Here is a 12498-nt window from a genome sequence, read left to right as displayed (position 1 = left end):
CCTCCAATGCACACCTCTTTATGATATTCGTCTAAAATAACTACCTTTGCTGCCTGTTTGACCGGGTTCTGAAAAGTCATAACAATAAAGGCAAAAGGTCATTTAGCTCAAGATTAGATCTGATTCTTCACTCTTCTATACATTACAAAATCTACTATGGTAAGAAATAGCTTTTTAGTTGCAGCCGCGCTGTTGTTCATGGGGTTCCCGATGCTGGCGTTCGGGCAAAAGTTTGCATACGAGGTTGATTTTAATCATTTCCTTGACAACCGTGAATATACCAGTAATTATGAGATGTCCCAGACGATGCTTGGGGCGCGCCTGAATGCTATGGCAGGTGCTTCGCTGGATACTACGCAGGGATTTATGGGTGGCGTAAATTACTTGTATGAGTACGGAGACCGGATTAATGGCAATACACCGACTGTCGATCTCTTTTATTATTATCAAACCCCGAAGTTTTCGTTCATAGTCGGATCTTTCCCACGACGGGGATTGCTGCATTATCCTTTGGCTTTGCTTACGGATACCCTGGATAACTACCGGCCAAATATTCAGGGAGCTTATCTTGAAAAGCGGTGGAAATGGGGCTATGAGAATTTCTGGATTGATTGGACAAGCCGCCAGCGGCCTAATGTTCGTGAAACTTTTCTGGCAGGTCTTTCCGGCGAATTAAGATATAATCTGCTGTTTTTGGATCACTATTTTTATATGTATCATGATGCTTTGTATGGTGATTATGTGCCGGGAGAGACGATCCGCGATAATGGAGCTTATGGAATGTTGCTGGGTATTAATCTTGCACCATTGACGCATTGGAATACGCTTTCGTTCAGGGTCGGGAGCCTGGGCAGTTACAACAGGGAACGCCCTTTCGTTGGGGCAGCCGGAGCTATTGATTTCCATTTTGGCTTTTTCTCGCAGTTGCATGCTTATTACCGCAAGTTTGGGATTGATGCTTCTTACTATAAAGGGCAATCGCTAAATGCTGTTTATGGCGATCATATGTATCTTTCAGGAAACTATGGGCGCATTGACTTTGCTTATTTGCCTATTAATAATCGGTTTATAACGACAAGGGTTGCTGTTTGTTTACATGATGTAGATAAGAAATGGCAAAACTCCGAGATGTTGACGCTGATTTTCCACGTCGGGCAAAGCTTCAAGAGCTATCATAACTGGCCAACTCCTTGAATGCATCTAAAAGTTCCCGATTATGCTCAGAAAGTATCATAATCTTATCTATATTCTTAATTTAACAGAGAGTTGATGTTATTTAACGGGAATAATTTGCTTTTTGCTTGAGGAGCTCTTATTTTTGCAAAGTGATTTTTTCATAGTATTAGATTTTAAGGTTAACAGAGATTGGGGAGTCGTGAGACTGCCCTTTTTTTATTTTAAATTCTTTCCTATTTTTGCACGTGCTATTGATATTCTGTCTTGTTTCACGAACTGCTTTCTAGTCAGTTCTTTCTTCTTACTTTATTACATGCCTAAAAGGAAAAACAGTTACTATGTCGTCTGGAAAGGACGTCAAACGGGGATCTTTACGGATTGGGAGCAATGTAAAGCACAGATTATGCATTTTGAGCAGGCGCAATACAAGGGATTCCCTACGCTCGAAGAGGCTGAAAGCGCTTTTAAACAAGGATATTGGGCAACGATACATGCTCAGAATAAAGGAGTGATATCTTCTGCTGGGAAAAATAACCCATCAATCATTCGGAATAGTTTAGCTGTGGATGCTGCATGTAGCGGTAATCCCGGTAAAATGGAGTATAGGGGAGTGGATGTTGCTTCGGGAAAAGAACTTTTTCATCAGGGACCTTTTGACGAAGGGACAAATAATATCGGAGAGTTTCTGGCGATAGTACACGGATTGGCCTATCTGAAGCAGATCAACAGTGCGATGCCCCTTTATACAGACAGCATGACTGCTCTGGCATGGATACGGGCAAAGAAATGCCGGTCGAAACTGGAGCGAACAGCAAAGAATAACGTTCTTTTTGATCTGGTTGAGCGTGCAGAAATATGGCTGAAACAAAATAGCTATACTACCTCTGTTTTGAAGTGGGATTCAGCTCAATGGGGTGAAATTCCTGCTGATTTTGGTAGAAAGTAAGCGTCCTGTCATGATTTTGGAATGCCATTCTTAGGAATCCATTCGTAAGCTCCGATGTCAGGCTGATTATTCCAGAAACGATAAATTCCATTCATGTCATATTGATAAGGCGTCGTGCGGCTGATTGCAGGATCTGCTTTTCCCCGTAATACAGACAGGGAATCAGGTTCGAAATTGTAATAACCATTTTGCATGGTAGAATTGACAAAAATGTTATCCTGCGAATTTCCCCAAATCATACCCGACATGTTGGATGAACTGATAGCAGGAGACATGATGTAGCAATGGTTGAAATGAAACTTAAACTGACTTGAGGAGAGTGTGTCGGGAAGAAAGAGTTCGTTGGTTAAATATCCTGTTATGACGCAATTATTGAATATAACAGATAATGGCCAGATTGCATCTTTGTCTTTATCCATCAGCACAACAGACGGATTTCCGTCACGTTGTTTCCCGCCGTAAACGTCATTATAATAATTTGCAATTGTGTTGTGCGTTAAAGTGTAAGTGCCTCCTGCAAAATACAGGCAATATGATTTGCAGTTTGAGATTTCACAATTATACATGTTCAGGTTAGCGTTTTTTGCCGCTATACCGCATGAATCAAAATTCTGAATGCTGGAGTTTTCAATGTTCACAATAGGTTGATGCTGGTTATTTCCGTTCGGAATATTAACGCCTATCTTCCCGTCAATGAGAATAACATGGTTGAGCAAATAGGTGCTTTGCGCCCCTGATAACTGAACGCCTCCCCATTGTCCTGATAAATAAGCATAGGGCACACCTGGAAATAACCAGTCGATGCGATCACCCTGCATGGTAATTTGTTGATTGGCTCCTAGTCCGCCGTCCGCTATCAGGTTACCATTGACTTGCAGTGATGCGTTCTGATGGAAGTAAAATTTGGCGCCTGGCTGTATGGTTAATGTTTTTCCACTGTCGATAGCCAGATAATTGTAGATAAGATATGGCTTTGCGTTCGTTAGCGTTGTGTCGTTATGAATCGTTTTGGAACGGAAAATAGTGACATCCTGTCCGTATGCCAATAGTTTTACGATCTGCCTGTTTGTATTTGTTTCGAATAAAACCGAATCTTCAATCAATACAGGATTGTTTTGTTGTTGCGGATTGACGGTGACGGAGACAAAAACATAAATGCTGTCGTGGGCTTTAATTTCTATGTTTTGAAGTTCGTTGTCCGTCAGATTGGTTCCATCAACATTGATGTGAAACCCGCTTGCCGTTCCGTTAACCAGTTGAATTGATTTGATCGTTACCGGGTTGCCGCTGCGGTTGTATACCATGAAGTCTTGGGTTGTCGACCCTATGGTAGAAAATACCGTATCGAAGGAAAGTGTGTCGCATGAGAAGGCCAGCTTTCCATCTGAGCCAAATGCAATTTTAGATTCTGTGCAATTCGTCAATAAAAGGGCAAACAGGACGATAAACAGTGTAACAATAGATCGCATTAAAGATTTGAAATCATGTAATTGGATGGTTATAAAATAAATCTTTCAATAAGGCTATGGCAATGATGCTGAAATATATCTGTTTTGCTATTTGTTGATTAAAAATACGGTGGGCTTTTTCTGAATATCAGGTAACGCTTTTCTCCATGCAGCTACGCTTTTCGTGAGAATTGATTCCGTCGGTATGGAAATATCTACTGCAACACACAAATGAGTTGCAGGTTGTAAATGTTCCACCATTTCTTCCATCAGTTTGATGTTCCGGTAAGGAGTTTCAATGAAGATCTGTGTCTGATTTTCAGTTATTGCCCTTTTCTCCAATATCTTTAAGGCTTTGACACGTTTGTCGAAGGCAATGGGAAGATATCCGACAAAAGCAAAATTTTGTCCGTTGAATCCTGAAGCCATCAGCGCCATCAGCAAAGAAGAGGGGCCTACCAAAGGCACCACACGAATCCCTTCGAGTTGCGCCAGGCGGACAATGTCGGCTCCCGGATCGGCAACTGCAGGACATCCCGCTTCGGACAGCACTCCCACATCATGACCCTCTTTCAAAGGTTGCAAAAGGGCAGGTAACTCCTTCTCCTGAGTTTGTTCATTAAGAATCAAAAAGGTAAGCGCATCAATGTCGATTTTTGAATTGACTTTTTTCAAAAAACGCCGTGCCGTCCGTACATCTTCGACAATGAAATGGGTCAGACGATTGATAATTTCCAGGTTATAATCAGGAAGAACAACGCGTAAATCGACATCACCGAGTGTTGTCGGAAGCATGTAAAGAGTACCTTTCATACGTTGATTTTATTTTTACACTAAAGATGTATGAACCTCGCCAAAACAATCATTTGCTTGAACATGAGTTATTTTATGGCTTGTTTCTTATGTTTATCCGACTGATCCTTCAAGTGATATTTGTAATAATTTTTGGGCTTCAATTGCAAATTCCATCGGAAGTTTATTGAGAACATCTTTTGCATATCCGTTGACAATAAGTCCGATAGCCTCTTCGGTGGAGATTCCCCGCTGATTGCAATAAAAGATTTGATCCTCGCCTATTTTTGATGTGGTAGCTTCGTGTTCAATTTGTGCCGTGTCATTGCTTACCTCCTGGTAAGGGAAAGTGTGCGCTCCGCAAGTGCTGCTTAACAGCAAGCTGTCACATTGGGAATAATTCCGGGCATTCTCTGCCCGTTGCGAAACTTTCACCAACCCGCGATAGCTATTCTGACTTTTACCTGCGGAGATCCCTTTGGAAATAATATGGCTCCGGGTGTTTTTTCCAATGTGAATCATTTTTGTGCCGGTGTCGGCTTGTTGATAATTGTTGGTTACGGCTACAGAATAAAATTCACCTGCAGAGTTATCGCCGGCAAGAATGCAACTCGGATATTTCCATGTGATGGCAGAGCCGGTTTCTACCTGAGTCCATGAAAGCTTGGAAGATTCTCCTTTGCATAATCCTCTTTTTGTTACAAAGTTATAGATTCCTCCTTTGCCATCTTTATCGCCCGGATACCAGTTTTGTACGGTTGAATATTTCACTTCACCCCGGTCATGGATATAAATTTCGACGATGGCAGCATGTAACTGGTTCTCATCACGCATGGGGGCTGTGCATCCTTCCAGGTAGGAAACGTAGCTGTCGCTGTCGGCCACAATTAAGGTGCGTTCAAATTGACCTGTATTGGCTGCATTGATGCGGAAATAGGTAGATAATTCCATCGGACAACGAACGCCTTTGGGAATATATACAAATGAACCGTCTGTGAAAACGGCAGAATTCAAAGCAGCGAAAAAGTTGTCACGGTAAGAAACAACAGAACCCAAATATTTTTTGACTAAATCCGGGTAATCTTTTACAGCTTCGCTAATGGAACAAAAGATAATGCCCAACTCTGCCAGACTTTCCCTGTATGTGGTCTTTACAGATACACTATCCATGACAGCATCCACTGCAACACCCGCCAGTTGTTTCTGTTCATGCAGGGGAATGCCTAATTTGTCAAACGTTTTTAGCAATTCCGGATCTACTTCCTCGAGCGATTTCGGGGAGGTCTTTTTAGGTGCTGAAAAATAGATGATATCCTGATAATCAATTTTGTCTATTTTAAGATGCGCCCAAGTCGGCATTTTCAATGTTAGCCAGTGGCGATAGGCATCCAGTCGGAATTTCAATAACCATTCCGGTTCTCCTTTTTTCATGGAGATAGTCTGGATGATGTCTTCGTTAAGTCCTTTCGGAATGGTGTCTGCTTCAATATTTGTTACAAAACCGTACTTGTATTCTTTGTCGGTTAATTCGTTGATATTTTGTTTACTGTCCATAATGCGTACATATTTGATATTATTCAAGATTTTGTGGGCTCTTATGTTCAAGGTTCGAACAAACATAAGTAAGTACAAAATCGGTCTCTATGTTAAAGTATAATGTAAACGATGTTTCAGTGTCTTTCACACATCCCTTCATTTCCTGTTTATCCATCTTTATATCAATAACTTGTAAATGATGTACAAAATCTACGGATGGATTGGAAATCAACTTGTACAAGGCCTCTTTTGCCGTCCACAACAACAAAGGTACAACAAATCCAGGCGAATGATTTGCCAGTTTGAGTTCCGAAGGGCTTAAAAATCGTTGCTGAATTTTTGCCGCGCGTGGTGTATTTGCTTCAATGTCGATAGCCACTGCCATGTCTGGGTGTAAGATGATACAGGCGTATCCGGTTGTATGTGAAATACTTATCTTGAAACTGCCATCTTCTAAATACGGCTTTCCGTTTTCGTCATAAAGAATTGTATGATCAGCCCCAGTTAATTCTCGGAGCAAGGCGCGTACGGCTAATTTTTCGCATCGTCTTCCCGAATGCGAAATTGCCTGTAATTCATTAAGCCATTTTACAGGATAATTGTGCAATGAAAGGAGTTGATCTTCTGTCTCGGTGATATGCCAGATGCCGATGAGCGCCTTTTCATGTGTCCATTTCTTTTGAATAAGCATGAACTATGCGATTATGGTTTATTCCAATGAAAAGTTTCGATCATTTTCAACACGTCTTTTCGGACATATGCAAGTACTGGCGCAATGGAATCCTGGTTTGGCACATCGTTAAAGTATAATGCACCACGGACCACATGATGGACGCTGTCTGTCAACATAAATTGTAGTGGCGATGCCACGTCGCCTCTGAGATCGTATAAAATTCCATATACTTTCGCTTGCGGATTGACAAACCGTCTTTCTGTGATAGCTTCTGCCTTAATCACATGCTTATAGACAAACCTGCGGCAATCCTCCGAAATTGCCTGTAAGTTATTGTGCACTGGCTTGTAACTGATATATATACAGCCATTCAATTTTGGGTAATAGATATTTATCCAGTATTCTTCTCCTTTTGCATGTACGACACTGTCTGCTGCATAAGCGGACATGTCAAAGGAATAGGGATAAGCATTATCAAATTGACGATAGGCATGATTAGGCAAATCGATTCGAAAATAGCCGTACGGTCTGGGCGTGTAATTATGACATCCGGTAACGGTGAAGATAAGCAATAGAAATATTCCGAATAATTTTTTCATGTTTACTTGAATGCTGATGATTTATTCGTTTTTAGCAATAGAAGAAGGATCTGCAGTGATCAGACGGACTTTCAGTATTCTTCTTTTTGTCACTTCTAAGATTTCAAATGAATAAGAATGAAAAGCAATTTTTTCATGCAATTTGGGAATATCACCTTTCAATTCGAGAATCAAACCTGCCAAGCTTTCAACTCCGGAAGTGATCTCATCAAAAGGTGCAGTTTCGATCCCCGTAATCTTAAAGAAATCGGGCAATAGAATCTTGCCGTCAAAATCAAATGTCTGTTCATCAATACGGGAGAAAAGGGGTGTTTGATCATCATATTCATCGTCAATTTCGCCAACCACTTCTTCCAGGATATCTTCCAGCGTGACAATTCCTGATGTGCCCCCAAACTCATCGACAACAATAGCAATATGATTTTTGTTGGTTTGGAATTCACGCAATAAATCATCAATCATCTTGGTCTCAGGTACAAAATAAGCTGGTCTAAGCAGAATTTGCCATTTAAAATTATCATTTTTTTCCAGATGAGACAGGAGGTCTTTACTGTATAAGATTCCCCTTATGTTATCAATGTTATTGTAATAAACCGGAATTCTCGAGTATCCCAAATCGATAACCTGCTTCTTGACTTCATAGAAATTGGAATGAATATTGATAGCTGCAATATCAGGACGTGCTGTTTTTACTTCATTCGCGCTTTTACTTCCAAACCGGATAATCCCTTCCAGAATTTCTTTATCATCTTCTTTTTGCGTTGAGGTTGTGAGTTTCAAAGCATTGGATAAATCAGTCATCGATAACTTCTTTGTACTAAACGCTGTCATTTTTTTGCTTACAACCTTCCCGGAAGCCAGCAAGATGGACGAAAAAGGAGATAATAATGTTGTTAATAAAGAAATGATGCCCGACAGACGTCGTGTGATTTTTAGAGGATCTTGCCGTGCATATACCTTAGGAATTATTTCACAGAACAATAACAGAATAAAAGTTATGATGATGGTTTGTATAAGAAAACTAACCCAGGGAGATTGTGAGAAATCAAAAAGCGATGAGATGCATATACTCAGAAGAATAACAATTGCAATATTTAGCGTAGAGTTGCTGATGAGTAGCGTCGCTAAAGTTTTTTCGGGCTGTCTTTTTAATACTTCAAGTTGTTTGTCAGCGCTTTTCTTGCTTTTGCTGATCTCTTGTAAATGAGATGGACTTAACGAAAAGAATGCAATCTCGTAAGCAGACAAAAATGCTGTTGCAACCAATAATACGCATATGACAATTAAATTCATTGCCAATGTAGCTGTGAATGCATTTATCTGAAAAATCGAGAGAATATGAAAATGTAATAGCATGACTACGAAGTCCTAAAACAAAACAAGGACAGATTATTCTGTCCTTGCAAAAGTAGTAAAAATATCTTATTTTGCTATTTTGTAGCTCAATAGCATTGTGATGCAATTAAAATGGTAGGTCATCTTCCGGAGAATCAACTGGCGGAACTGAAGCCGTAGTTGACATGTCAGCCGTATTTGACGAATAAGCAGGTTGAGACTCTGATGGTGCTCCTCCGGTATCAGATCGCTTTCCCAAGAGTTGCATTGTATCAGCGTAGATCTCAGTGGTATACCGTTTGTTCCCGTCTTTGTCTTCCCACTGACGAGTCCGGATTTTGCCTTCAATATACAATTGACTACCTTTTTTGATATACTTTTCGGCTGTTTCTGCCAAGCGATTCCACATAACAATGTTATGCCATTCTGTACGATCTGGAACCTCAGTTCCGTTTGCTGTTTTGTAACCACGTTCCGTAGTGGCTAATGTGAAGTTAGCAACAGCCATATTACGATCCAAATATTTCACATCCGGATCTTTACCAACGTTTCCTACTAAAATAACTTTATTTACGGACATATGAGTAAGGTTAAGGTTTAATTGGTGTAAAGATAGTATTTATTTTTCTATATATTGCTCCTGAAAATGTTTTTTAAAAAACTTTTCTGTTAATCGAGAAACGGGATAATTATTGACTTCTTTGATAGGAACTTGGAGAAAATGATCGATGTTGTTTTGAGTTTCTTTGCTGTTTACCAAGTAAGTTATAAAGTTTGCATGAATTGTTTGATGGCTGAGTTGATGTTTGATAGGCGAAGAAATAGCATGTAATTTATATGTTGTATCATTAGTAAGATTTTTAAAAAAATCATTTTGTTCTAGTTCACTTATTGTGATTATTTCATCTGTTTCTACTAATGGCAGCTCATATAAATTGTGCCAAATATCTTTTTGAGTACGTTTTTGCAAGAAAATACTTTCATTACTGATTAGGCAGAGATAATAAAAATATCGGTCACGAGGTGGCGTTTTTGTTTTTTTTCTCGGAATTTGATTAACCGAATGATTGGCCAACGAAAGACACGAATTTTCGAATGGGCACTCTGAGCAGTTGGGGTTTTTGGGTACACATTGTAGAGCCCCAAATTCCATAATAGCCTGATTAAAATTGTCAGGATGCGTTGTGTCAAGAAGGGAATCAGCTAATTCTTTGATTTCCTGACGCGTTTTCGTGTTATCTACCGGAGAAGAAATGCCGAAATAACGGGCTAGAAAGCGAAGAACGTTACCATCAAGCACTGCATGAGGTAGTTGGAATGAGAAAGATGCAATGGCAGATGCTGTATAATCTCCAATACCAGGTAAAGCGAGAATTGCTTCAAAGGTGTCAGGAAATTTTCCTCCATGAATTTCCATGATTTTTTGTGCTGCAGCATGTAAGTTACGTGCCCTGCTGTAATAACCGAGGCCTTGCCAATATTTCAATACGTCTTCTTCTCGGGCTTCAGCTAAGCTTTTGACATCAGGAAATCGTTGTATAAATCTTAAAAAATAGTCAACGCCCTGAGCTACGCGTGTTTGTTGTAAAATGATTTCAGAAATCCAAATTATATAAGGGTCTTGGGTATTTCTCCATGGAAGATCTCTTTTATTGTTTGAATACCAGTTAATTAATGCGTTTGAAAAATGTGAGTTGTCAGAGTTTTGATTCATAAAAAGAACTACTTTTTTGTTCTAGAAAACAAAAGTCGGTTTTATTGTTCAACAAAGATACTTGAATGGTCAAAAAAAAAATCGTGTTGAATGAAAAAAAGTGGAAAAAAGATTTTGTCGTTGAAAATTAATGCAATATCTTTGCAAACCCATAGACAATTAGTTTTTACGCATTAATGTATAACCCAATTAAAAACTTTCAACGATGACAAAAGCAGAAATTGTAAATGAAATTGCGAAAGAAACCGGGATTGATAAGGTTTCTATTCTGAAAACCGTGGAGTCATTCATGGAAAATGTAAAAGTATCGTTATCCAAAGGAGATAATGTTTACCTGAGAGGATTTGGTAGCTTTATTGTGAAGCAAAGAGCTCAAAAAACAGCTCGTAACATTTCGAAGAATACTACCATTGTTATACCGGCACACAATATTCCGGCATTTAAACCGGCAAAAACTTTTTTTGAATCAGTAAAATAAATAATAACATGCCAAGCGGAAAGAAAAGAAAAAGACATAAAATGGCTACTCATAAGCGTAAAAAAAGACTTAGAAAGAATCGTCATAAAAAGAAGTAGTCGTAATTCATTTCAAGAAAATTTTACAAGAGCAAACCGGCAGCCTATATGGCAGTAGGTTTGTTCTTTGTTTATAAGTGTAGATCATAAAACAATAAACGTGTGAATAGTGAATTAATAGTTAACGTTCAACAATCTGAGATAACCATAGCCCTTCTTGAAGATAAAAATTTAGTCGAACTGAATAAAGAAGGTCGCTCGTTATCTTTTATGGTTGGCGATATTTATCTTGGCCGTGTCAAGAAACTGATGCCCGGATTAAATGCCGCCTTTGTGGATGTTGGTTATGAAAAAGAAGCTTTTCTTCACTATCAAGATTTAGGACCTCAATTCCTTTCTCAAACTGAATTCCTCAAACAAACCCTGGCCGATCGCAAACGGATCCCTTCGATGCTCAAATCTAAATCGTTTGCAGATATTCCCAAAGAAGGTTCAATATCCGATGTATTAAAGGTAGGACAGGAAATGTGGGTTCAAATTGCAAAAGAACCTATTTCAACCAAAGGACCTCGATTGTCTGCAGAACTTTCAATTGCAGGTCGTTATTTGGTACTTATTCCTTTTTCCGACAAAGTGTCGGTTTCTCAAAAAATTAAATCCAGTGAGGAACGCATCCGTCTAAAGCAACTTATTCAAAGTATTAAGCCGCGACGTTGCGGTGTAATTATACGTACTGTTGCCGAAGGTAAGCGAGTTGCTGAACTGGATAATGAATTGAAGATTCTTGTAAAACGATGGGATGAGGCAGTTGGAAAAACTCAAAAATCAAAAGGCGTTACGCCAGTCCTTGAAGAAATCGGGCGCACAATAGGAATTATCCGGGATATTTTCAATCCTGATTTTGAAAATATTCATATCAACGATGAATCTGTATATAATGAAGTGCGTGATTATGTAGAGTTGATTGCTCCTGAAAAAAAAGGAATAATGAAGCTTTACAATGGCAAACTCCCTATTTTCGATAATTTTGGAGTAACCAAGCAGATAAAAGCCTTATTTGGCAAAACCGTCACTTTCAAGCGTGGTGCTTATTTAATTATTGAGCAAACAGAAGCTATGCATGTCATCGATGTGAATAGCGGTAATCGCTCAAAAGCCAATAGTAATCAGGAAGATAATGCTTTGGAAGTGAATCTGGCTGCTGCTGAGGAAATTGTACGTCAGCTTCGTCTACGTGATTTAGGAGGTATTATTGCTATTGATTTTATTGACATGATAAAAAGCGAGCATCGTCAACAACTTTTTGATCATGTTGAAAAATTGATGGAGAAGGACCGTGCTAAGCACCATGTTCTACCTCTGAGCAAATTCGGAGTTATGCAAATTACCCGGCAACGGGTACGCCCTGCTATGTTTGTAGATACACAAGAAACTTGCCCGACTTGTTTTGGTACAGGGAAAATAAAAGCATCCATTTTATTTACTGATACCTTGGAAAGAAAGATGGATTATATGGTAAGTCAACTACATACAAAACATTTTCTTTTAAAAGTCCATCCTTATGTAGAGGCGTACCTTCGTTCCGGATTTCCTTCGCTGATCTGGAAATGGAGATGGCGTTATGGCTTGGGATTTAAGATTATTCCGGTACAGGATTATGGGTTACTTCAATATGCTTTTATTGATCAAGATGGGAATGAAGTTGATCTTAGAGAAGAAATAGAAACTCGTTTATAACCAAGTAAAAAAAAAGAGGCTGTCTC

The 12498-nt window shown here is 39.3% G+C and carries 12 protein-coding genes; 4 read left to right on the top strand and 8 right to left on the bottom strand.

Annotation, left to right across the window (positions count from 1 at the left end):
* Window positions 1-156: 156 nt before the first annotated feature.
* Complete coding sequence (locus FHX64_RS05175) at window positions 157-1194, top strand: hypothetical protein (RefSeq protein ID WP_183412741.1); 1038 nt, start codon at window positions 157-159, stop codon at window positions 1192-1194.
* A 295-nt stretch (window positions 1195-1489) separates the two neighbouring features.
* Complete coding sequence (locus FHX64_RS05170) at window positions 1490-2122, top strand: ribonuclease H1 domain-containing protein (RefSeq protein WP_183412740.1); 633 nt, start codon at window positions 1490-1492, stop codon at window positions 2120-2122.
* Window positions 2123-2130: 8 nt separating this feature from the next.
* On the opposite strand, the gene FHX64_RS05165 is transcribed toward FHX64_RS05170, so the two are convergent.
* The 8 genes from FHX64_RS05165 to mutY all read right to left on the bottom strand — a co-directional run bounded on the left by FHX64_RS05165 (window position 2131) and on the right by mutY (window position 10219).
* Window positions 2131-3591: a hypothetical protein gene (locus FHX64_RS05165; protein WP_183412739.1), complete on the bottom strand. Its 1461-nt coding sequence runs from the start codon at window positions 3589-3591 to the stop codon at window positions 2131-2133.
* A gap of 87 nt (window positions 3592-3678) precedes the next feature.
* The gene (locus tag FHX64_RS05160) at window positions 3679-4383 is read right to left on the bottom strand and encodes an SAM-dependent methyltransferase (protein WP_183412738.1); all 705 of its coding nucleotides are present in this window, start codon (window positions 4381-4383) and stop codon (window positions 3679-3681) included.
* A 93-nt stretch (window positions 4384-4476) separates the two neighbouring features.
* Window positions 4477-5916 (bottom strand): Fe-S cluster assembly protein SufB, encoded by a 1440-nt coding sequence (gene sufB, locus FHX64_RS05155; protein WP_183412737.1) that lies wholly within the window; start codon window positions 5914-5916, stop codon window positions 4477-4479.
* Between the two features lie 19 nt (window positions 5917-5935).
* Entirely contained in the window at window positions 5936-6589 is a 654-nt protein-coding gene (locus FHX64_RS05150) for a 4'-phosphopantetheinyl transferase family protein (RefSeq protein ID WP_183412736.1), read from the bottom strand.
* An 11-nt stretch (window positions 6590-6600) separates the two neighbouring features.
* Window positions 6601-7170 carry a gliding motility lipoprotein GldD gene (gene gldD, locus FHX64_RS05145; RefSeq protein ID WP_183412735.1) on the bottom strand — a complete coding sequence of 190 codons (570 nt, stop codon included), beginning with the start codon at window positions 7168-7170 and terminating at the stop codon, window positions 6601-6603.
* A 21-nt stretch (window positions 7171-7191) separates the two neighbouring features.
* On the bottom strand, window positions 7192-8463 hold the full coding sequence (gene gldE / locus FHX64_RS05140) for a gliding motility-associated protein GldE (protein ID WP_183412734.1): 1272 nt from the start codon (window positions 8461-8463) through the stop codon (window positions 7192-7194).
* 169 nt (window positions 8464-8632) lie between these two features.
* Entirely contained in the window at window positions 8633-9085 is a 453-nt protein-coding gene (locus FHX64_RS05135) for a single-stranded DNA-binding protein (RefSeq protein WP_183412733.1), read from the bottom strand.
* Window positions 9086-9124: 39 nt separating this feature from the next.
* On the bottom strand, window positions 9125-10219 hold the full coding sequence (gene mutY / locus FHX64_RS05130) for an A/G-specific adenine glycosylase (RefSeq protein WP_183412732.1): 1095 nt from the start codon (window positions 10217-10219) through the stop codon (window positions 9125-9127).
* Between the two features lie 205 nt (window positions 10220-10424).
* Between mutY and FHX64_RS05125 the strand changes: the two genes are divergently transcribed.
* Window positions 10425-10697: an HU family DNA-binding protein gene (locus FHX64_RS05125; RefSeq protein ID WP_183412731.1), complete on the top strand. Its 273-nt coding sequence runs from the start codon at window positions 10425-10427 to the stop codon at window positions 10695-10697.
* Window positions 10698-10897: 200 nt separating this feature from the next.
* Complete coding sequence (locus FHX64_RS05120; RefSeq protein ID WP_183412730.1) at window positions 10898-12472, top strand: Rne/Rng family ribonuclease; 1575 nt, start codon at window positions 10898-10900, stop codon at window positions 12470-12472.
* Window positions 12473-12498: the final 26 nt, after the last annotated feature.

Source organism: Microbacter margulisiae (genome assembly GCF_014192515.1).
GTDB classification, from domain to species: Bacteria; Bacteroidota; Bacteroidia; order Bacteroidales; family Paludibacteraceae; genus Microbacter; species Microbacter margulisiae.
This window is presented reverse-complemented; position numbering and strand designations above follow the sequence as displayed.